The sequence below is a fragment of the Micromonospora sp. DT81.3 genome, assembly GCF_049847225.1.
GTDB lineage: Bacteria > Actinomycetota > Actinomycetes > Actinomycetales > Microbacteriaceae > Microbacterium.
Genome location: NZ_JBNCNY010000010.1, coordinates 153,474 through 175,562 on the forward strand (window position 1 = coordinate 153,474; position 22,089 = coordinate 175,562).

The following is a 22,089-nucleotide window of genomic DNA, read 5'->3' on the forward strand; positions in this document are numbered from 1 at the left end:
GGCCGGGCCTTCTCACCTGTCTGGGAAGGCTCTGCCGATGAACCGTGTCTTCGGGGATCGCAAGACGATCCTCATCCTCCTGATACCGCCGCTCGCCATCTACGTCCTGCTCAAGGTCGTGCCGGTGCTGTGGTCGCTGGGCCTGTCGTTCTTCCAGGGCAACACCCTCCGCGGATTCGAATTCGTGGGAATCAAGAACTTCACGACCTTCTTCACCGACGGCGCCGCCCTGCAGTCGCTGTGGGTGAGCGTGAGCTTCGCGGCGATGGCCACGATCGGCCAGGTCGCGCTCGGGTACCTCCTCGCCCTGCTGTACGTGTTCGTGCTGCGCAAGGGCTCGGCGTTCGTCCGCACCGCGGTCTTCTTCCCGATGGTGCTGCCGACCGTCGCCGTCGCGCTGCTGTTCCGCAGCCTGGTCTCGGTGGGCGAGAACCAGGGGCCCGTGAACGACGTCATCAACTTCTTCGGGGGCGAGAGCGTCGAGTTCATGGCCTCCACGGCCGGCACGATGGCCGTCGCGATCGTCATGACGCTGTGGAGCTCGATGGGCTTCTACGCGGTGCTGCTGTTCACCGGCCTCCTCGACATCCCGGACGAGATCATCGAATCGGCCCGGCTCGACGGCGCGGGCGGGCTGCGCCTCGTCCGGCACATCATCGTGCCCCTTTCGCTGCCGATCCTGCTCTCGTCGATCATCTTCAGCCTGAACTCGACGCTCAAGGTCTTCGACAGCCTGCTCGCCCTGAACAACGGCGGACCGGGCACCTCGACGTCCCCCCTGACCCTGTACATGTACCGCACGGCGTTCGAGTACGCCGAGTACGGCTACGGCAGCACCATCGCCCTCGTGCTGACGCTGCTCTGCCTCGTCTTCACGCTCGCGGTGTTCCGTTCCTCGAGCAAGCGCGTGGAGGACTGAGATGACCGCGACACAGACACTCACCCAGGCCCGGCCGGAGTCGCGCAAGACGACGCCGCGGCAGCCGTTCGACCGGCGCATCTCACGCGTGCTGCGCCGCATCCCGGTGTGGATCGTCGTCGGGCTGCTGCTGGTCGTCGTGCTGTATCCGCAGCTCTGGATGATCCTCGGATCCTTCAAGACGCAGACCGAGTTCTTCGACAACCCCACGTGGGCGCTGCCGGAGACCTTCAATCTCGACAACTACGTCGCGGCCTTGACGCGCGGCAACGTGGCGCTGAACTACCGCAACAGCCTGCTCGTCACGATCCCGTCGGTGTTCTTCATCATCCTTCTGGGCGTCGCCGCGAGCTACGTGCTCGAGGTCATGATCTGGAAGGGCCGCCGCACCGTGCTGCTGTTCATCCTCGCGGGCATCATGGTGCCCGGGCAGATGATCTTGGTGCCGCTGTTCACGGTGTACTTCCGTGCGGGGATCACCGATACGCTGTGGCCCCTCATCCTGACCTACACGGCCATGGGCCTGCCCCTGACCACCTTCCTGATGGCCGCGTACTTCCGGTCGGTGCCGCGCGAGATCTTCGAGGCGGCAACCGTCGACGGCGCGTCCCCGCTGCGCTCCTTCTTCGTCATCGGGCTGCCGCTCATGAAGAACGCGATGCTCACCGTCGGGCTCGTGCAGTTCTTCAGCGTCTTCAACGACCTGCTCATCGCGCTGACGTTCACCACGCGGCCGGAGCTGGCTACGATCCAGGTGGGGCTGCTGAGCCTCTCCGACCAGTACGGCTCGACGCAGTACGGCCCGCTGTTCGCCGCGATCAGCATCAACATCGTGGTGCTGCTCGTGGTCTTCGTCTTCCTGAACAAGAAGATCATGGCCGGCCTGGCGGCCGGCTCGCTGAAAGGATGACCCGATGACCGCCTCCGCACCGCGCGTCGCCTTCCTCCATACGGGAGCCGTCGTCATCCCGCCCGTCGCCGACCTCGCCCGAGAGCACTTGCAGGGCGTCACGCCGATCAACTACCTCGACGACAAGATCGTGGCCGACCTCGGCGACGACGAGCGCGCGGGGTCCGTGCCGGAGCGGCTGACCGACCTCGTGCGGGCCGCTGCCAGTGCGGGGGCGGATGTCGTGATGTTCACGTGCTCGTCGATCTCGCACTTCGCGGCGCCGGTGGGCGCCGAGGTCGGCATCCCGGTGCTGCGCATCGACGAGGCGATGGCTGACATCGCCGTCGCCACCGGCGACCGCATCGCCGTGCTGGCGACGCTCCCGACGACCTTGACGCCGACGATCGGGTTGATCCGCGAGCGTGCGGAGCTCGCCGGCCGCAATCCCGAGATCACCAGCGAGGTCATCGACGGCGCCTTCGCGGCCGTCTCGTCGGGGGATCGCGCGACGCACGACCGCATCGTCGCCGAGGCCATCGAGCGTTTGGCGGTGGATGTCGATGTCGTGGTGCTGGCGCAGGCCTCGATGGCGAGCGCGGCGGAGGCTGCACACGTCGAAGTGCCGGTGCTGACGAGCCTCGAGCCCGGGATCAGGCGGCTGAGCGAGGCGGTTGCTGCGCTCTAAGGGTGGGAAGAGTTGGGACATCCGCGGTGTCCCAGATGGCGCACCCGCGCGGGCAGCTTCATCGGGCGGGGCAAACGGGCACCATCGTTGGCGACTTGGTGCCGCCGGATCGCAGTGGCCCAACGGGGCGTTGACCGACCTCCACGCGTGCGGTGAGGGACCGAGTATCGCGCAGGCAAGGACTTTGCGAAGATGTCGTCCGGGGGGAGCCAGCAGCGTCACTTAGGGGGCAACTATGGCTGATGAGACAAGTCCTCGGCCTGGCGGATCGCATCCGGCCAGTGGGCGGGGTTCACACCGTCGCGGTGGGCGATTTCGGGTGGCGGGCCGGGTGTTGAAGGCCGTTTCGCTTGTAGCGATCTATGGCACCGTGCTGGTATCGATCCTGCTCTACTTCGTGCAGCGGGGCTCCGAAGGCGTCTTCGAAGGGATTGCCCGCATTGCCATCGCAATGGTGGTTCTTGTCGCCTTCGTCGGTCTCTATGTTCTCGGCGGATTGCTCGACCGGCGGGGGGAGAGACACCAGACGCTCGGAGCATCGGAGGCAATGAGCGCGGATCCGCGGCCACCTGTTCTCTACTTCCGATCATTTGTCGATGAGCCGCGGACGCGCCGTATCGGCACCCGCGTGGGGAGCTCCTTTTACTACGACTTCGGTCGGGGTGAGGAGGAGTACCTTCGCCCCGAGATCGCCAAGGTCGGGCCGTTCGTGGCGGTGGGTCGCCCCGGCGACCCGCTGCCGCACCTCGGCGCCAACCGGGCCTACCTCAGCGATGATGACTGGCAGGCGGACGTCCTGCGTCTCCTCGACCGCGCTGCCGGAGCGGTGATCCGGATCGGACCGGGCGAAGGTCTGCTCTGGGAGACCCAGCACGCGGCCGCGCGACTGCCACCCGAACGGCTGGTATTCCTTGTGCCCCGCGACCCTCACTTGTACTACTGGTTCAAGGAACAGATCGACCCACACCTACCCCGCCCGCTGCCTTGGTATCCGGATGTGGAGGCGAAGAACTGGTTCCAGAGGGGACGGCAAGTCCGGTTTCAGCTCCTCGGGGCCCTGTACCTGGCGTCCGATTGGTCGGGATACTTCGAGCTGTTGACGCTCCCGCCGGGAGACGCCGACATCCCGTCCGCCACGATGCAGGCGGCATTCGCCCGCTGCCTGCACCGGTTCACCTGGTCCTTATCTCGCACCGGATCCCCGATCGGCGGCGAACGAGCGCAAGGCGGCTTGCCGGTCGTTCGCTTCCATCCCCCACCGAACTGGCCACCACCACCTCCCGGATGGTTTCCCCCTGCGGGCTGGCAACCGGATCCAACCTGGCCGCCTGCGCCTCCGAACTGGCAGTTCTGGATATCGGCATCCGAGGTAGCGAGCGCACCCGTCGACACGGACCCGCGTCCCCACACCTGACGAGTCCCCAATTCCGCCAGGTGTCTGGTCAAACGAGTTATCGGAAGCCGACCGACACGCGGCGCCGCGGCCGACATCCGCGCGCAGGAGGACCCCTGGCTGGGCAAGCGCTCGCGGTGGCGTCTACTGCTTAAGCATCGCGACTTGGTACTTGTGTTCGTCATCGATGAGGTGCGAGTGGTCGTCGTCGCCGAGGCCGAGGCGGACCCACTCGATCGTGCCCTGTATGTGAACGAGTTCAGGGCGGGCGCCGTGAGAAAACGATTGCGCCCAGACCGCGAGGTGACGGAAGGAGCGCTTCTCATCGCCGAGGCCGATCGGCTCGACAAGCAAGGGACCGACCGCAGCGGCGTCGACGGGGCCTGATGTGCAGCGCGTCGGCCTCGCGGACGAGCTCGAAGAGAAGGCCACTGACTACGAGCCGCGCGTCAACGCCGGCGGGGACGCACCAATACGCACGAAGAGCTACGCGAGCGCGCGTCTGGCGCGGAGGCAGGCGCAGCTCTACCGGGACATGGACGAAGCGGCCCAGAGCACCCCGGACGGGTGAAGTACCCACTCTGGAGGCTCGGGCGAACCGGTCAGAAGCAGGAGTCGCGTACGACTCAGCCGAGCGTCGACGTGACGATGCAAAGCAGATGGAGAGTACGGGCGTCGCCAGCGCGGATGTACGAGTCCGTATGCGCGTCGACGTTGACCAATGTCGCCCGGCAGCGGAAACCGTCTCGCCGGACGCCCCACGCCGGAACACGACACGTCCGGGGCCGCGGGCGGGCGGACGCACAGACCGGACCGGCTGAGCGACCGCCTCGCCCCTGGAGTCGGACGCACCAAGTAACTACTGTTCGAGGATGACAACGAGTGCTCCTCTGAGAAGGCGCCGACCCTGGGGCTCCCCTCTCGTCATCGTCGGATTTGCGGTGTTGTACATAGTTGTTGGGGGGCTGTTGCTCTGGCGTGTGCCCGAGCCGCTCCTACAGAACTGGCTCCCGGGCAGCACTGTAGAGGAGCGCGGAAAACTGCTCGGCACTGCAGCTCAGATTGTCCTTTTCGGCCTCGGGGGTGTGATCGCCATCGTTGGGGTCTCGCTCAGTCTTTCTCGGCACAGGCAGGAGCTTGAGGCAAATGAGCGCGATGACCAACGCCACGCCGATGATCGTGAGAAGGAGGCGATCCGACGCAGCGAAGTGCAGCTGCAACGGCGCGTCGATGCTGAACGCGAGCTACGTACGCGATTCGTCACCGCTGTGGATCTCCTCAGCGCACAAGAACCGATTAAGCGGATCGCCGCGATCTATGCGCTGGCTGCCCTCGCCGACGATTGGGACGCGCACGGACGCCCCGACGAGGTACAGGTGTGCATTGACGTCATCTGCGGATACCTGCGTTCGCCCCTCCCCGAAGGCATCACTACGACACCGCCCCTTGAGACCGCAGTAAAGGTGACGGCAGTCGGAATGATTGCGGCGCGTCTCCGTGACGGTGCCAATCACTCGTGGTGCGAGAAGGAAATCAATCTTGAGAGAGCGACCCTCGACTTTCCCGTAGTGCTGGATGGGGCGACCATCAACAGGCTCGGGAGTGTGTCCCTGGACGAAGCCGTCATCAGCGGAAACGGGTACGTGAGACTAGACGGGCTAACGATAAACGATGGTGGGCGGGTGTCCCTTAAAGGAGCGACTGTTCGCGAGCGCCTAGTCTCCCTGACCGGGGGCACAATCAACGCCGGGGTGCTGACGATGGCGGGGATTGTCGTGGACGGCGGAACTGTAGGCCTGCATAAATTGACAATCAACAGCGGCGGGCTCCTGGCGGTGCATCTTGCGGAGATCTTCGGCCGCGACGCGAATCTGGACTTGGCCCTGATAGCGATTAACGAAGGCGGACGGGTGTCTGGGTCTGGAGTGATCGTGCGCGACAAAGGGGCTATCACCGCATCCATGATGACGGTCGATGGCGGACGTCTGGAACTAGACGACATGAGGGTCGACGTTGAATCGACGGCGGCCTTGGTCGATGTTCGTGTACAAGCCGGGGAAATGTCCATGGAAGACCTGACCGTCCGAGGAGCTGTGGCGCTCGGTCCGACGACGATCAACGGCGCGGGGACCGTATCGCTAGACCGGATGAAAATCGTCGAGACCGGGGGAGTGGCGACGGCAGACGTACGGAAGTGGTTCGCACAGCCGATGACGATCAACGGCGAAGGGACTTTCTCGCTTAAAGAGTTGTGGATCGATGACGACGGGAAGCTGGCGTTGAAGGGTCTGAAGATTAATGACGGCGGCCAGGTGTTGTTGACTGGCCTGGCAATCTTCAACAAAGGGACCGTGGCGTTGGACGGGGCGACACTAAGTATGGGTGGGCAGGTGGAGTGGGCTGGCGCATCGAGCACCGATGATGGGCCAGTCGTGCTTGACAACGGCGTTCACATAACGCCGATGCCAGCCGTTTCTCCCGTCGGTGACAACGCTGAGTTCGGTCCGAACGATTATGGCGTTGACCCAGGATAAGCTCTGATCCGTTCGGCGGAATCTATTCACTTGTCCCGCTAAGTCCGCTCGAGCTAGACAGTGCGCTGTCACCTCCGGGTACCGCATCGTGCCGAAGTCGGCCACCTTCACCTGCGCGCGCTCCATCAACTCGTTGCCGGGTTTGAAGTCTCGGTGCACCCACCCTTTCCCGTGCAAGCACGCTCTGGCCGGCGAGGATCTCGAACGAGATCGGCCGCAACCGCTCCGAGCTGAGGGACTCTCGTGTCGCCACCGCCCCGAGATCCTCGCCGCACCACTGCAGGGCAATCCACGGCGCCCGGGGGCGGGCGTCCCGAACCCGACCACCTGCAGCAGATTGGGATGTGCCTCAACCCGGGTGTACACGTCCAACGTTGCTCCACGACAGCTCCATCGTCCGCGGATCCACGTGCGTTGCCAGCGCAAACACCTTCACCGCAACGTGCGCCCCGCTCTCATCGTCGTACGCCTTGAAAAGTCGTGCGTGACCCCCACAATTCGACTCGTCACGCGGCAACAACAAAACGATTGTCCAAACCACCGGACTGGTCCCAGCGCCACCCATCCTCAGTGGCTATCGGCGAAGCACGACAAACCCGACACCCGGCATCGCCAACACTGGCGGCAGAACATGGTGAATGGCGGCGCTCATCGTGTCGCAGCGGCGCGGTGCAGCCCGCCGCGCCGCGCCGCAGTGTGGCCAGGTAGGCGGTGATCAGTCTCCAGGTCCCGTTGCGTTCTCTCCCGCGCTGGGCTTCATGCCGATCGCACGGCGGGACCGCGGTCGTCCGGACGTCCATCTCAGAGAGGAGACGCCGCTGCCCGGAGAAGGATCGATCTGGACGTGAGCGCAATGCCCGCGTTGGATAGACGGGACTCAGACGGAGCAATCCAGCCGCGGACGGCTCAGCCCTGCGGCTCTTGTTGGTCATAGTCATCGAGCGGGATGGACTCGACTTCGGCGCCGGGAACATGCAATTCGAGTCTGCCCGCGCCTGCAATGACGACGTCGTTCTGCTCGGGAATCTTTGACTTCGCCGTCTTCACTAGGTCTGCGATGAAGTCGAACACCAGGTCGCTGTCAATCGGCTCCGGTCGAGCGGCAGCATGCACCCGGAACGTTGCCGTTTTCTCGACGATCTCCAAAGTCCCTTGGTCAGCACTTGTATCAACCACGCGCGGGTCTACAGAGATATCCGATAGCCCAGAGTGTACGTACTGCTCCCCACCCCGGGGATTCCATGCACCCTGCTTGTCGATCACGGCTAGCTTGTCACGGTCCGCATTTCGGCGCTGTCGCCCGCTCTCACGTTCGGTGGATCGATCGACGGTTGTCATGCAGTCACTTCCTGTTTCGTCGCGGCGTAGAAGTTCGGGCTGTGTCTGTCCTCAGCCAGATAAACCGCACGATACTCCCTAATGGTTCTGGCGCGCGCACGACCCAGAACCATAGTGACCGCCGCTGCAGCGATCGTTGCCGCCCAGCCCCCCCAATCGCGAAACCAGAATCCGGTTGGGCGGATCCAGTCGGCCAACGTGGTCGGAAGATGTTCACGCAAGTGCCAACTGGAGTCAGCCGAACTCAGCCAGAAGCAATATATGAGCGCAATCATCGCGAGCGCCCCCGGCGCCATCCGCGCTAGGACTGGCGAGGGCACGATCTCAGAGGGGAGTGACGGCGCGCTAAAGAATGCGCTGATTGCGAGTAACGCGACCGCGAGCATTGCGAACTCAAGCTGTGGGCCTGTAAAGAACTGGTTGAGGATCGTGAACCCCAGCAGAACGGAAGTCACGAGGATTGCAATTATCAGAGTTCGTGAAATCGAACGTCCCGGCAGTTCCACATTCGCGAAACCAAGGAACAGCCGTCCCCGCTCAAGTCGACCACCTTCGACGAACAACGAAAGCTCAGCGCCACGCCGATTGCCGAGGACCCACTTGGGGCGACTCGCCCTGGTCGGCAGGTACGGGCGTGGAGTCGTCTGTCCCCTAGCAACCAGGATGTAGTCCTGAGCCAAGAAAAACTGCTCGGGGGCCCTAACCGTCAAGTTGTAGTGATTGGTCCTTTTGGCCCATGGAAGGTGGATTCGCATCCCGCCTGGTGGAGCGTGGAAAAACAATACGCGCCGCGGCGAGGACTCCGGTGAGTAGGTTCCCTGAACTGAGTCGTACTGGCTAATTTCCGCCCGGCTGACGAATCGAACGTCGTGTTCGCGTTCACCGTTCTCGAAGTTCACCTGGACCAGCTCCAGATAGCGATCCGCCAACTGTTTGCACAATGTTCGAAGTAGTTCCATCTGGGATTGATCCGCCCGCACCCCCCAGGTGCGAGCGACCGCCCGCAGGGTCCCGTTCGGTTCAAAGACCTCTTTGATCCTCAACCGCGCGTCCTTCTTCGTCGACCGGGGAACAGACAGGAGCTTCTTGTACGCCTCGCGCATCATCCAGGTGAACTTCTGCTCCCTCGCCTTGGGAACGTCTGCCGACCGCCAGACGGAGATGAACCTGGTTTGGATCATGACCTCAGCCGCGGCGATGTGTGCGTCGTGGCTTCCGATGCGCACATATTCGCCCGGCTCAAGGAGTTCGGTGCGAGGGATCGTTCCCTTCTTGGGATTGTTGACGTCCACGAACCGGTATCCGAGGCCGGTCTCGGGAGCCGCCACTCGAAGAGTCACGTGGCGTTCGAATTCCCTTGAGCCGATTCGGCAAAGTTCATCGACCCGGCGTATGACACTCGCGGGTTCGCGCATCGTCTGCAACAAGTCCCATGCCGCCCGCGCGTCGGCCAGTAGCCCCTCCACAGCGCCCCCCTGAATGACTCGTCCGTACTGCGTTGCCGCAGGCATTGGCGAGAGTACAGCGATTCTAGGGGGCGTCACCATCGCTTGGTGCAATCGACTCACCCTGGCGTGTTAAGAGTCGATCGCTCGCCCTCCGTATTGTCGCCTGATCATGGCTTCCATTTGTCCGTCAAGACGATGGCTCAAGATTGAGAGTCGCTTAGTTTTCGCATACCAATGCATGGAAGAGTGCGATTTTGCAGGTCGATCGTGCAATCGCATGTCAAAATCACCCGACTCCGGCAGCGGGGTGGCCCGAAAATCGCGACGGCCGTCTCGTTGGCTGGTGAGGTCAGAACGCCACGTCGCGCAGATCCGCGACTAGACCGAAGTCACGGACCGTCTTTGGCAAATATTGAGGCGCAAACCGCTTAAGGGCGACGAGCACGCGCGTTCCGCGCCTCGGGTCGACTCATCCGGAGAAGTACCCACTGACGCCCACCGCAAACGATGGGCATTCCTCCCCGTACAGACTCGTGGTGAAAGAGACCGTGCCGCCGTCTGCGATTTCGCCGTCCTGCTCGGCGAAGGTCATGAACTGTGACACGATCGTGTCGCCTTCGAAGCAATAGACGTTAACGCCATAGGGCCCGGTCGCCTCGGCGCCCGTGGCGTTGGTCGCAGACCCCACGATGGCATCGCCGGAAAGGTTGGCCTCTGTGACCTTTAGCGGTGCAGTGTTATAGGGCGAGGTATCCGCTGGGCTGGTGCTCACCGTGAACTCGTATTCGGCATCCTCAGGGATCGTCTCGCCGTTCTCGAAGTAGATGTAGGCGAGGCCGATTTCACCCGGTTGCACCTGAGACGGGGTGGCGCCCTGGCTGCTCCCGGTCGAGACGATCGATCCACCGCTGCGGGCTGTGGCGGTCCAGTCAACGTGGGAGATAGCTTCGCTGGTGTTGTTCCGGAAGGCGAAGAGCAGGGTCGCACCAATCCCCGGCTTGTCGAGCGGACCAATCTGCACAACAGCAACCTCGTCCGGTTCGCCGTCCGGCAGGTTCGGCGCCGCGTTGCCTCCGAGGAGACCACCCGCGTTGAACGGCAGCGACTGGCCCTTTTCATCCTCAGCGGGCGCTGTTGTCGCCGAAGACGCGATCTCGTCCGTCGCCGGGACCTCTGGCGTGGAACTACAGGCAGTGAGCAATAGCGCCGCGCTCAGCACGGCCGTCAGGCGCAGAACATTCCCCATACGACGCACCATAGCAGCGCGCGAACTGCCTCCTCCGCGGCTGGTCGCCGTTGCAGAGGGAGACATTCTGCTTCGGCGCGAATCGGCCTCCTCTCGATGGACGCGTCGGGGAACGCATCCGCCACCTGTCACGATGAATCCTATGAAGAAGCTCGTAGTCTCCCTCGTCGTCATTGCCGCTCTGGCCCTCACGGGGTGCGGCGGAACCGACGCCCCGAGCGCCAACACTGCGACAACGGCTCCCCGCGACACTCCTTCCGCCACGGCCGAGTCCCAGCCAGTTGAAGAACCCCCCGCCCCAGACCTGACCGGCAGCTGGAAGCAGAGCAACTCGCAGAGCGAGACTGACTTCATGACGGCGACCATCGCCGATGCCGTCATCAGCGTCGAGTGGGAGCTGGGCAGCGCAGACATCACAGCCGTCTACTGGGTGGGAACGTTCGTTGCCCCGGGGGCTGCAACCGACCCATACATTTGGACCTCGCAACGAGACGTGGCCGCGACTGACACAGCCGTCATGGCATCGTCAGACGCCACGAAGGACTTCACCTTTAGCGGCGGCATCATCAGCTTCACGGTGACCGTCCAGGGTGAGTCCGCGACCGTGGAGATGGCGAAAAACTAACGCGCTTCCGCTGGTCGAAGGGGCAACATAAGGTCGTCTACGGCGCAACTGTGTGGCGCCCGGGATCTGCGACGTCTCCCTTTGGCGGCAGACGGGTGTTATACGAGACGATTGGCAACGATCGCGTTACCAATGCCCGGGAAGGGATCCCTCGCGAGACGGCGAAGTGGGGAACCGACACACATCCGCAGACGTTGAGGTCTAGACCCTCGGCATGCGCAGGCGTACGGTGGCAATCGCAATCGGGCGCACCGGCTGGGGCGGGTGGGGATCAGTGGCACCGATGACGCCTTGCGAAGTAATGCGCTCGGGTCGACGTCGACCCGAGCGCATTTCCGCGCGCTGGGTGGGTCTTCCGACCGCACGGTTCGTCGAAGTACCGGGGGCAGACTGTCCGGTTGATGGCCGCGTCAGAAGTCGACCCGACTATGAGTTACGACGGGTTGAAGCAAGGTATCGCGGGTCGGACGTAACTGACGTGACGACAGTGTGTGCTTGCGGAACACGCACCGGGAACCGAGTCGTCGCGCTTAGACCGGCACGCGGGCGGGTGGCATCTATCTGGAGGCAGTCGTTCCACTGGCGGGCAGGTTCACCCGGCGGTATCTTCGCGACGACGGGTCGGGCGCATTCTTTCGGTCCTCAGAACGACAGGCGGGAGAGTCTTGCGGATGAGGATGAAGCCGGGCGAACGCACGAGTCCAGTGAACCCGTCGGAAAAGCGGCAGCCGCAGGGGCCTTTCTTCAGCGGCCTGTCACCATCGTGACGTTGATCGGCGGAATTGTCGGCATTGTCGCCGCGGTCGTTGGAATTGGGGTGGCCCTCCGCGGTTCAGCACCAGACTCGGGTCAGGATGAGGGCGGGAGCCACCTCGAGAATTGCATGGTCGCGCACGGGCTCGAGCGCGCATTTGAGAGAACGGACGGTGCCCCTGGCGTAGTTCTCTTCCGCCAGTGCAACTGGCCCCCGCCCGCGGGCGCAGATGCAGACGGACACTCCGAAATACAGGTCACCAGCCGGGATGGGCCCGGCGAGTCCGAAGCCGAAGGACTGACCATCGCCGACTTCATCTTCTCGCAATGTCGCGACATCGAGTTCATCTACCTTTTCAACAACCAAGGCAACATGACGCAGGAAGCCCCGGTAATCATCAGCAAAGGCGAGATTCGCCGCGTCGAGGGCGGATCACTCTGGTTCCCGGAAGCTGCGATCGATGCGTCTGAGTTTCAGCCTGGTCGCGACCAATCGATCGTTTTATCCAACACTCGATACGAGATCGACTCAGCTCGATGCATCTGAGGCTGGTGAACCCTGCTCGCCGGTACGCCCACCACGCCCTCAAGGCCTTGGTGTGCAAGCGGAGCGAGCTGGTGCCAGACGGGGTTTGCCGCTGCGTACGGGGTTTGTCGCTGCGTACGGGGTTGGCCGCGCGCCTGCGCCGGTGGCACCGCACAGATTCGCCTCTGAGCATGCTGGCCATGCACACGACTAGGGAGCGGCTGTCGGGCGTGCGGTGGGGGACCGTCCTGCGGGCGTTTGCGGACCCAGCTCCCGGCCGATATGGAAGCGAGGCACCTGGTGCCGGCTCTTCATCGGCTGGACGACGAGTCCCGGCTGCGTGCCTGGGCAGGCCGAGCAGTGTGCGTGTCAGAGTAGACGTCATCGTCGGCGAGAAGCGAGTTGGCGGGAGTGGAGGGGCACGAGTGACTCTCATCGTTTTCGTGGTTACGAACGAGTACGCCATCGTCGCAAGCGACCGCAGGATGACCACCCTGCAAAGAGGCAAACCCACGAAGTTCGAAGACGTGGCGATGAAGACGTTTCTGCTCAACGGCCAGGTGCTGATGGGTTACACCGGTGTCGCTGTGCTGGATGGAATGCCGATGGAGCGATGGGTCGCAGACGCACTTTGGGGGGTGATGCCGGATGCGATTCCCGAGACGCTCCGCTATCGGATGAACGACTACTACCGGCGCCACCCCGAAGTGAGAGGACTACCCCATCACTTCCGGCTGGCGGGGTTTGGAAGCGATACAGCCAGACGGCCGGCAACGTTCCCGATCGGCTTTGAGGTTAGTAACGCGCGGTGGGTGGCAAAAGGCGATCGAGTCGAGTCTGTCCACGTGGGCGAGTTCAAGACTGTACAGAACATCTTCGGCAATCGTCGGCAGGCAGTTGGTGCCGTTGGGGCCCCATACTCGCTGAGAGCGCTTCGATCACTGGAGAACACCGTAAGGTTCGCGCTTCGGCGCGATCCTCAGGACCCGTCAGGACTTTTCGATCCCATCGTCCAGTTCATCCGGGCTGTTGCGGACCGTAGCGGAGGCACCGTTGGCCACACGGTCATGGTGGCATCGATTCCCCGTAGCGCCACACCTATCCTTATCCCGGGGTGGACATTCCCGCTCGGGGAGAATCACAGCCCAGCCAAGGAGCAGGCGTATGCAGTCATGTATCCGGAGGATGTCGGTGCGCCAGTGGCTTACGCCCCCGCGATCATCAATCCGGACGTCCAGATGCTAGAAATACGGATGGAGCGGCAGCGGCCGGATTTGGGTACGTAGGCGGCGCTCTGTTGCGCCGCCTGCGACACGGAAATCAACGAGCAGGCCGTGGGCAATGCCGCGCATCCGAGGCTGCTCGACCCTATTGCGGAGTGGACTCTAGGCATGGCGTTGGTCTACTCGGTTACGGATGAGCTGTGGCGGGCGACCGCGGAGGCGGGAACGTCGCGTCACGATATCTCTGCCCTGATATTTTTCCTTTCGAAAGTTGGCGCCCGACTTTTCTCGCCTCCTAGCCTGAAGTCATGAGTGATGGAACGCCTCCCGGGCCTTTCCCGGTGCTGACCGAAGTTGAAGCGGTACAGGCGATCGCTGAACGCCTGCTGCTGGGAGCGTTGGGCGACTTAGGGGCTGCCGGGAGTGAGACCGACACGTATCGCCTGCTCGGTGTATCAGCGGTAGTTCGTCGCACCCTGGTGGACAATCGGCCACTCGTTGGCTCCGGGGGCCTCGCGGGCCACACAGGTGGGTTCGACACCTTGCGCGCAGCCGTCGTTCTTGGATGTCATGCGACACGCTCGTGGCGACATCGGTGACGCCCCAGCACGGACCTCTGCATGCGCACGGTTGAACGACGACGCCGACGGCCGCCAGGTTCAGCACGCTGACCGACCCTTACCGCTCCACCCACACTCCAACGACGGCCACGACGTTCTTCGGCGAACGACATACGACACCGGGGATGGCACTTCGCGGTCCGACATGCTCAGCGCTTGGATAGCCCCTAGGCGCTCACGAGCGCGCTCATCGACCGGCAATGGAGCGTTATGGCCGCGGCGTCCACTCCGGCTCACGCGCGCCTCCTAACCGTCGGCCGCCAGAAAGCGGGTTGGAGCTCGTTAGGTGAGGATCTCGCCGCGCTCGTCGGGATCAGGGGTTGCCGCCGAACCCGCAGATGATTTCGGGAACGCATCCGGAGTTTCCGGTGACCGTCACGGAGGCATTGCCGTTGGGTGCGGGATCGTCGCCGTGCCGGTCGAGGAAGAACCGCACCCAGGTGAAGTTGTTGTGCTCGTCCGACTCGATCCAGTGGTTCTCGGGATCGGCGGTGTGGGTCAGATAGTAGGTGCCTTCCGGGAGGCCGGTGATGTCGAGCTCCTGGAGCGGCGTCGACTGGTGATACGAGTCGGCCCACCACGACGCCAGGCCCTGCAGTTCGCCGTTGCAGTCGAAGTAGGTGCGCGGCTTGGCCTTCTTCTGCCCACCGGTCGTTCCGATGAACTCGACATCTACGAAGCAGAACGTGATCTTGACACCGCGGGCCACCGCCGTCGACGGGTCGTCGGGACTTCTGCGGACGTCGAACTCTGCCACCGCAGACTGGTGCCAGTGATTGTGTTCCGGATGGAAGACGGCGACGCCGGCTGGATGCTCGTACACGACAGCGCCCGCCTTGTTGAGGATCTCCTGCGTGGCCACGGTGCACTGGTCGTACTCGATCTCGTCGGTCTCGCACGACTGCACCTGCCCGCCACCCCGGATCTGCAGGTTGCCCTCGCCCACGTTGATGTGCGTGGTCGAGAAGCGCAGCCACTCCCCCTGCTGGGTGTTCTGGATCTGGAGATGATGCGGGACCTCTTCAATGACGTCCGGGAGAACCGCGTCGGCAGGCAGATCTTCGGGGGGCGGGGTGTCGTGCGCGCCGGCAGCGCCGCCGGACCCCAAGGCGAAGACCCCTATGAGCAGCACAGCCAGAACCGATTTCCGCAACATGGCGGCATCCTCCCGGCGAAGACGTCAGCGTCCTCGATGGCTGCATGATCGCACTGCGCCGATAGCCGCACAAGACTCTCCGTGACTTGAGGCAGAAGACACCAGCACCTCTTGCCCGGTCCGCGCTGCGCGGGCCGGTCCTGTCGGGGCCGATCGTCACGATCGCCGACCACTGCCCGTCTAGCGACCGGCTTAAGGCCGCTCCAGGACACGCTGGCATCGGTGAACGTCGAATCTAGGAAAACTACCCAGACCAGAAGCAAGACGGCGGGCCTCCGGTCGTTCGAAGTGAGACGATCGGCGGGTGGGACTTCTTGTGAGGCAGGTTGTGCTCGCGAGCCCTCAGCCGCAGAACTCGCGGCGGTCCGGGCAGAAAACGTGCTCGGACTCTGCCGGGAGCTCGCATCGAGCTCAACGACTCCGAACTCATGGAGATTTCCACCTGGGTGAGCGGCGGCCTGGTGCACCACAGTTCCGACTGACTGAAGAGACGAGTCGCTTGAGTGTTGACGCGACTGTGATTCTTCGTGCGGTCGCCTTAGGTCGCTTAGGGATTTGCTCATTGGCACGCAGCGAGAGCTTCGGACAAGAAGCAGCGGGCGTCGCGCCTCGGAACTCGGTACTCTCGGGCGATGAACACTGCTGGGCCGCGCTCGCTTAGAGATTCTGACGAGGTCGCCGACCGGCGGGCGATGCTCCACTCTTCTTCGACGGCCTCGCCCTTGACTGATTGGCTGGATCGCCTCATCGCGGCTCGGGAATCTGCCGGGCTTCCTGCGGAGATGCCCTACGTCGACCCCTTGGATGCAGGTATCGAGGCGCGGGTGCTAATCGTTCTCGAGGCTCCAGGCCCAATGACTAATGCATTCAACGCGCTCCCCGGCTCCGGATTCATCTCTTCCGACAACGACGACGCCACCGCTGAGAACCTATGGCTGGCCCGACAGCACGCTGGCCTGATTGACGGCGTCGTCATCTGGAACGCCGTCCCTTGGTATCTGGGACCAACGAAACGTAAGCCCCTGGTGGCCGACAAGGAAGCCGGCGGCGCCATCCTTCGCGACTTGACGCAGATGCTTCCCGAACTCCACACCGTCGTCCCGCTCGGTGATCACGCGAGAGCGACGTGGAAGCGGTTCGCTCGACCCAGGCTCGGCACGGCAATGCGGACAATCGAGTCCTACCACAGCGGGAATCAGGCGATGAATCAGCCAGGTCTGCGAGCGCACTTGCAAGCTTCCCTCATCCGAGCAGCCGTCGACTGGCGACCACACGCCAACGTCTACAACGCAACGATCGTGATTGAGCGCGATGGCTTCGGGACGCCAACGAATCACTGGTACCGCGATGCGCATGGCGACCGGATCGACATCCACCCGCGGTGGTGGTGACCGGCACTGCTGGCGAGACGATCGCGTCCTCGGATTTCAGCTCGTCCGAGACGAACGGACGCAGTTGTCGCCATACGTGTCCTTGAAGCTTGCCGGCTCCGGTTGGGGACAGCAGTGGGCCACTGGTTCACAGGAACATGCGCCATTGACAGCGTCAGCCGCCCGGCCGACAACGCGCCTCCCGAGCGCCCGCTCGCTGAGGCATCGGCGCATTCCCCGGAAGGCTCCGGTAGCTGACGGACTCGCTGGCCCGGGCCCATTTCGGTCGGGGCTGGTCTGACGAGTTCACTACGGATATCGCTCGACCGCCCTGCCTGTGGGCGAGCGTTTCCTACGGCACCGATGGACTCTTGAATACCCCGTCGAGAGTAGATGCCAGCTTCGTGTGCCAATCGGGGTCATCCAACGAAAGCGGAGCAACATCTGAAAGCCAAGCCGGAACCTTTGCCCGATCAGTGGCGCTATCGACGACAGGTACTACAGGACTCGTGCGCCTATCGATGGGCGTTACCTCGAGCGCCAGAGCTTTCAATTCATGCTCGATTGATTCGCTGGTCGGTCCGGTCGGAGGAATGAATAGAGCGATCCCGCTCTCACGGATCGCCTTGCTTATCTCGTGGGTAAGAAGATCTCCGGGAGCAAGGCGCTCGACGTCTAACCAAGGTGTGTATCCGGCGTTCTCGACTGCTCGAGCGAGAAGACGCGCCTTTTCCACGTCAGCGGCCGCGTGGACGATGAACACTTGGCGCCGCTCGAGCTTCTCTTCGCGGTTATCGCGGCTTGAGCCGAAGTAGTAGCCGACGGCCGCCGCAAACAGCGTCGATGCCGCCGGGATAACGACACCTAGGACCTCGAGCGCCGGGCCGAGAGAAGAGATCGCGACCATCGCGGTCAGAACACCAACACCGAACACCGCCGCCGTCAGCAACGCGGCGCGGCTCATTTTTCGTCCGACGACCTTCATCGTGGGTACTCCGTGAAGAGCACGAAAGATGCGAAAAGCATGATCCCTATGGCGTTGCCCACCCCGCCAAGGAGGAATATTTGATGCCCTCGTTTCAACGATGCCTCCCAGTTCTGATGCAGGGCCAGGACCAGAAGCATCGCGATCAACGTGGCTATAGTCACGGTCGCGTTCACCTGAACCTGTGTGAGCGCCACCGCAGCGGTTGTGACCTTCTGCTCGTACCCTTGTGCGATCGAGTAGAACTGCAGGAGGCACGCCGCCAAGGCGCCCCAACATAACTCCAGCCCCAGGTAGAAGTCGTTTCGAGTCCAATTCCCAGGCCCCCGGACAAGCTTTCGCGGGACTGCGACGCCGACCATGAGGACGAGGGGAATACCAAAGCCGACGAGTACTGGACTTAGCAAGGTGCCCCCCCTCTACGCTGCCAACAGTGGGCACTACACTATCGGCGGGGTGGCGGCCGCACGGGCGCGTGGCGTCAAATTGCTTGAGGGTCGTATCGATGACCAGCGGCGCTTACAGCCTCTAGTCCGCTGATCCCGGATGAAGGGCAACTTGCCTGGAGTGACGCGATCGGCGCAGAGACGGACATCCCGAACTTGTACCGCATCTCTGGTGTGCTGGGTGACGAGAGCAACGCATCGCAAAGTCGGCTGTTCATTGCCGGCGCATTGGCCGGACTCGCGGGTGCCTCACTCCTATGGCTGGTCGAGATCGTGCTCGAAATGCGGTCGCACTCCCCTCACCATCGGCAGACCCGAGTCTGACTGACTTACGCGCAGACCGCGCCCGGGTGACGGAGAGCAGGCGAGCGGTCAACCAGCTCAACCGCCGTGCCTACGCCCGCAACCGTTTCGCCCCCGTCCGGATGAGGATCGACGCCAGGCACTCCGGTGCACCGACTGGTCCCGCTTCCGTGCGCCGCACGGATAGGGATCCGTTCGTGCTACATCAGTCCGCGAGCAGTACCGTGCTCTCATGGCTTTCCAGGATGCCCCTCGCCGCGACGACGGCTGCGAGAATGCAGACTGATGCGCGCGCATCCGAGCCGCGCCTGGTCGATCATCTTCGCCGGCCTGGCCGGGGCATGGGCCCTGTTCCTCCTGCCTCTCCAGCTGCTCGCCTGGTATGACGCCCCGGAGTGGGCGACCGCGCTGGACCGCTCGGCGTTCTACCGCGGGGTGCACGAGTTCGTCGCGGGGCTCGGTCTCCGCGACGACTACCTTGTGTTCGGGTCGGCGATCAGTGTGTCGATGGTGTTGCTGTGGTGGTCGACCGGGCCCGTGATGGCGTGGCTGGGATGGTCAGGCCGCGTCTTCAGCGCGATGCTGCTTCTACTCGCGCCGCTTGCGTTCCTCAGTTATCTCAATCGCGCAGACTCGGCGCCGCTGCGCGTGCTGTGGGGTAGCGAGGCTCTCGGCCTGATGGTGCTTGGTGTCGCTGGCATCCTAACAGCCGTGGTCACCCGAGCGCCGCGGGTCAAGTCTTGGCAGCGCATCCTGCTGGCGGCGACTCTCCCGATCGAGCTCGCTTTCACCCTTCTCTTCGGATACTGGCCGCACGGAACCGTCGTCGGGCTGGCACTTCAGGCGTGCCTGCTCGCCGCTTTCGCTCCGAGGCACGAAACCAGCACTGACGGCGACCAGGCCCGGTTCCAGTCCCGGAACCCCGATCCATCCGGTGCCCGATAACGGATCGTCTGTGATCGAGGTGCAGGCCTACAACGAGCTCGGCGCCGACTACAGCCATTCCTTCAGGGGGTTCTGCTCGTTCTCGATTTGCGATCGGTTCGGATCGCGGATCACGGAAGGCCTGCCTCGTCCGCAAGCGCCACGGCGGTCTGGACTCGCCGCTCGGGCGTCGCGATCGCGGCCGAGGCCGAGGAGCCAGCGCCGATCTGAACGCCGTAGATGGAACCAGGGCCAGACCAGCCCCAGAGAAAGGTCTCATCCGCCTCTGACTGGTCTACGCACTGACGGCTCGCAGCCAGCGTGGTGCAGTCCACGCCCGGCTCGCTCTCGTGATGTTCGGAGAACTCCGCCCAGGTGTCAGTGTGCGGCGGGTGACCGGGGGTCAGGCCGACCAGCACGAACGATTCGGTGTCCGCGAAGGTGCGGCTCCACCACAAGCAGATGGTGTCGTCGCTGACCGGGGAGAGCCGCATGTCCATGCCGACCTCGTGCTGGAGCTGGTCTTCCGTCAGGAGTGAACAGTTCCCGCCGGACCCATCGCTCTCCGGGGGAGTCTCGTCCTTTTCGCAGAGGGTTTCCTCAGCCTCAGCCATGGTGTAGCTACGCAGCGACACTGTCGAGTCGCTTCCGTTGGATCCGAACCATGCGGCGATGATCGAGTCGGTGTCACGCATGCCCAGTTCAACCTTTAGCCGCGAGCCTTGGGGGCACCGGCAGGCGTCTCTATCGACGCAGTAATACGAGGTCTCGCCGGTATCCGGGAACGCGGTGTCGTAGGAGCCGTCGTTTGACTGGTTCTGGGGTGGGGACCAGTTCACTTTGCCGAACGCGGATGTCGTGAGGGCGACAACGTCGATCTGCTCGGCTAACCGTATCCGGACGTGGGTGAACGCGAACGGCGGAACATGAAAGGCATAAGATTCCCCGACGGGGAGCGCCGACTCCCCTGGGGCTTCCGGATTATGCAGCGGATCATCGATGCGCACGCCGATCTCGTCCGTCACCCAGGCGGGGCCGAGGTCTGGGTCCTGCATGAAGTTTCCCGCCCAATCTGAGAGCGCGAGCCCGTCAGACTCGCGGCGCAGAAGATCCAGGACGTCTTGGTTTCGCGATTCCACGGCCCAGTCCAGAGCGTAGGCGTCTTGAAGCAACTGCCACGGGCGGTCGCTCTCGAAGAAGAATCCGAGAGCGTCGTACGTCCGTTGGAAGAGCGGGGTCTTCGGAGTCTCGAAGAACCCCGCCCACCAGTCATCCGTCCCAGGCGGATATGTAGGCGCGGACATCACATATGCGCCCCACTCGGCCGAACCTTCGCTGATCCAGTCGGGCATCCTGGCTACTCGCTCAACTATCGGTGCGAGCGCGTACTGGTGGCAATGCATCAACTCGTGCGTCATGATGAACCGGAAGTGTTCACCTGCACCATCGGGGTCGCTCTCGCGGTTCCGAAAGTTCTCGATTGCGACAGGGTAGACCTGGATCGTGCACAAGTCGAAGTCGCCGTGCAGCTTGCTTCCGGGCCCGGGCGTCGCCGTCGCCTCAATCTCGAGGTCCGAGAGGCCATCCTCTTGGTACGGTTCGGACATTGCGTATACCTCGAACGGCATTGGGGCGAAGTCAGGGAACGCGTCGGCGAGTTCTGCAGCGAGTTCTTCCGTGTACTTCTGGATGTCTTGCGACAGCTCGATCAATCCGTCGTCTGACCCCGGAGCGAGCGCTGCTCGGATGGCAGTGAGCTGGTCCTCGGTGAGCGATGCGAGGTGGCCTAGGACCCACCGAACGGCGAATGTGCCCGATGTCGTGCCGATCGTTGAAGAATCGATCCGATTGCCGCCCGGAACCGGCCCGACGACAGTCGCGAATGCGTCGAGAGCCAGATCCAGCGAGATTTCGCCGTTCACGCCGATCCGGCTGGTCAACTGCTGATATGCAGATGTCGGCGGTTCCGACCGTTCCGGCGGCTCGGAGGTACAGGAGACACAAGTCGAGCAGGCCAGCACCGCAACCAGTGCGAGCACGGCCACGCGCAATTGGGGCACAACCCGTCTCACTCGTCGTTCCTAACCCGAACGTAAGCGCGCCAGCGACTGCCAGAAGGACGGTTCGCAGACGCGGACGCTGGGTTCGCGGATTGCGAGGCGGATGGGGATGAAAGGCTCCCAGGCACCGGGCCAGCAGGTCACCTCTCCTAAGGCCGACCTGACGCGCTCATCGGACTCCTCCGCTCCAGCAGAACCAGCTAGCCCGTGGACGGATTCCGACGCGCCGGACATACGACACCCCCGGTCGTCGACAAGCCCCTTTTCCCAGTGTCCTCGGATCAGACGCCGGACGCTACCCAGTCCCGTCATCGAACGGCCGACGAATGGTGTTCAGGAGCCGAGGCTGCGCCATTCAATCAGCGGTCCGGTGGCTTTCCTGAGGTCCGTATGCGGGACCGCGACGTCGCCGGATCCGGATGCCCAACGCGCGCCGACGGCTATACACAACACTCCCCTATCGGCTTTCGCCAGGAAGTGAATGCCAAGCGCACCCGCTCGGGCCTGCCAGCGAGCAACCTGGAACGCCCTGCCCGCGACCTCCCTCGCGCGGGCATTGCGCGCATAGGGATCGGCGGATTCAAGCGGTCATCGCAACAGGACTGATCTGATGATCTCATTCGGGGTTTGGAACTCGAGCCGT

General features: G+C 63.5%; 19 protein-coding genes. 12 read left to right on the forward strand and 7 right to left on the reverse strand.

The window, feature by feature from the left end; all coding sequences use genetic code 11:
• Positions 1-37 precede the first annotated feature (37 nt).
• The 7 genes from ACPW96_RS19310 to ACPW96_RS19340 all read left to right on the forward strand — a co-directional run bounded on the left by ACPW96_RS19310 (position 38) and on the right by ACPW96_RS19340 (position 6,423).
• Entirely contained in the window at positions 38-919 is an 882-nt protein-coding gene (locus ACPW96_RS19310; RefSeq protein ID WP_425823696.1) for a carbohydrate ABC transporter permease, read from the forward strand.
• Position 920: 1 nt separating this feature from the next.
• Positions 921-1,829: a carbohydrate ABC transporter permease gene (locus ACPW96_RS19315; protein ID WP_425885041.1), complete on the forward strand. Its 909-nt coding sequence runs from the start codon at positions 921-923 to the stop codon at positions 1,827-1,829.
• A 4-nt stretch (positions 1,830-1,833) separates the two neighbouring features.
• Positions 1,834-2,496: an aspartate/glutamate racemase family protein gene (locus tag ACPW96_RS19320; protein ID WP_425885042.1), complete on the forward strand. Its 663-nt coding sequence runs from the start codon at positions 1,834-1,836 to the stop codon at positions 2,494-2,496.
• 331 nt (positions 2,497-2,827) lie between these two features.
• Complete coding sequence (locus ACPW96_RS19325; protein ID WP_425885043.1) at positions 2,828-3,910, forward strand: hypothetical protein; 1,083 nt, start codon at positions 2,828-2,830, stop codon at positions 3,908-3,910.
• A gap of 144 nt (positions 3,911-4,054) precedes the next feature.
• Entirely contained in the window at positions 4,055-4,276 is a 222-nt protein-coding gene (locus tag ACPW96_RS19330) for a hypothetical protein (RefSeq protein WP_425885045.1), read from the forward strand.
• 1 nt (position 4,277) lies between these two features.
• Positions 4,278-4,460 carry a hypothetical protein gene (locus tag ACPW96_RS19335; RefSeq protein ID WP_425885046.1) on the forward strand — a complete coding sequence of 61 codons (183 nt, stop codon included), beginning with the start codon at positions 4,278-4,280 and terminating at the stop codon, positions 4,458-4,460.
• Between the two features lie 301 nt (positions 4,461-4,761).
• Positions 4,762-6,423 (forward strand): hypothetical protein, encoded by a 1,662-nt coding sequence (locus ACPW96_RS19340; RefSeq protein ID WP_425885047.1) that lies wholly within the window; start codon positions 4,762-4,764, stop codon positions 6,421-6,423.
• 906 nt (positions 6,424-7,329) lie between these two features.
• On the opposite strand, the gene ACPW96_RS19345 is transcribed toward ACPW96_RS19340, so the two are convergent.
• The 3 genes from ACPW96_RS19345 to ACPW96_RS19355 all read right to left on the reverse strand — a co-directional run bounded on the left by ACPW96_RS19345 (position 7,330) and on the right by ACPW96_RS19355 (position 10,455).
• Complete coding sequence (locus ACPW96_RS19345) at positions 7,330-7,761, reverse strand: hypothetical protein (RefSeq protein WP_425885049.1); 432 nt, start codon at positions 7,759-7,761, stop codon at positions 7,330-7,332.
• On the reverse strand, positions 7,758-9,227 hold the full coding sequence (locus tag ACPW96_RS19350; protein ID WP_425885050.1) for a hypothetical protein: 1,470 nt from the start codon (positions 9,225-9,227) through the stop codon (positions 7,758-7,760). The genes ACPW96_RS19345 and ACPW96_RS19350 overlap by 4 nt, the downstream gene beginning before the upstream one ends.
• Positions 9,228-9,678: 451 nt before the next feature.
• Positions 9,679-10,455 (reverse strand): hypothetical protein, encoded by a 777-nt coding sequence (locus ACPW96_RS19355; RefSeq protein WP_425885052.1) that lies wholly within the window; start codon positions 10,453-10,455, stop codon positions 9,679-9,681.
• A gap of 142 nt (positions 10,456-10,597) precedes the next feature.
• Between ACPW96_RS19355 and ACPW96_RS19360 the strand changes: the two genes are divergently transcribed.
• The 3 genes from ACPW96_RS19360 to ACPW96_RS19370 all read left to right on the forward strand — a co-directional run bounded on the left by ACPW96_RS19360 (position 10,598) and on the right by ACPW96_RS19370 (position 13,645).
• Positions 10,598-11,080, forward strand: coding sequence for a hypothetical protein (locus ACPW96_RS19360; RefSeq protein WP_425885053.1), 483 nt, complete (start codon positions 10,598-10,600; stop codon positions 11,078-11,080).
• 763 nt (positions 11,081-11,843) lie between these two features.
• The gene (locus ACPW96_RS19365; protein WP_425885055.1) at positions 11,844-12,380 is read left to right on the forward strand and encodes a hypothetical protein; all 537 of its coding nucleotides are present in this window, start codon (positions 11,844-11,846) and stop codon (positions 12,378-12,380) included.
• A 404-nt stretch (positions 12,381-12,784) separates the two neighbouring features.
• Positions 12,785-13,645 carry a hypothetical protein gene (locus ACPW96_RS19370; RefSeq protein ID WP_425885057.1) on the forward strand — a complete coding sequence of 287 codons (861 nt, stop codon included), beginning with the start codon at positions 12,785-12,787 and terminating at the stop codon, positions 13,643-13,645.
• 870 nt (positions 13,646-14,515) lie between these two features.
• Here the strand turns inward: ACPW96_RS19370 and ACPW96_RS19375 are convergent.
• A complete protein-coding gene (locus tag ACPW96_RS19375) occupies positions 14,516-15,358 on the reverse strand; it encodes a lysyl oxidase family protein (protein WP_425885058.1) in 843 nt (280 codons plus the stop codon).
• Between the two features lie 632 nt (positions 15,359-15,990).
• On the opposite strand from ACPW96_RS19375, the gene ACPW96_RS19380 reads away from it, so the two are divergent.
• Positions 15,991-16,749, forward strand: a complete 759-nt coding sequence (locus ACPW96_RS19380; protein WP_425885060.1) for a uracil-DNA glycosylase — start codon at positions 15,991-15,993, stop codon at positions 16,747-16,749.
• 331 nt (positions 16,750-17,080) lie between these two features.
• On the opposite strand, the gene ACPW96_RS19385 is transcribed toward ACPW96_RS19380, so the two are convergent.
• Entirely contained in the window at positions 17,081-17,713 is a 633-nt protein-coding gene (locus ACPW96_RS19385) for a toll/interleukin-1 receptor domain-containing protein (RefSeq protein WP_425885061.1), read from the reverse strand.
• Entirely contained in the window at positions 17,710-18,075 is a 366-nt protein-coding gene (locus tag ACPW96_RS19390) for a hypothetical protein (RefSeq protein ID WP_425885062.1), read from the reverse strand. Before ACPW96_RS19390 ends, ACPW96_RS19385 begins: the two co-directional genes overlap by 4 nt.
• Positions 18,076-18,747: 672 nt before the next feature.
• On the opposite strand from ACPW96_RS19390, the gene ACPW96_RS19395 reads away from it, so the two are divergent.
• Positions 18,748-19,407: a hypothetical protein gene (locus ACPW96_RS19395; RefSeq protein ID WP_425885063.1), complete on the forward strand. Its 660-nt coding sequence runs from the start codon at positions 18,748-18,750 to the stop codon at positions 19,405-19,407.
• Between the two features lie 110 nt (positions 19,408-19,517).
• Here ACPW96_RS19395 and ACPW96_RS19400 read toward each other — a convergent pair whose 3' ends face one another.
• Entirely contained in the window at positions 19,518-21,431 is a 1,914-nt protein-coding gene (locus ACPW96_RS19400) for a hypothetical protein (protein WP_425885065.1), read from the reverse strand.
• Positions 21,432-22,089: the final 658 nt, after the last annotated feature.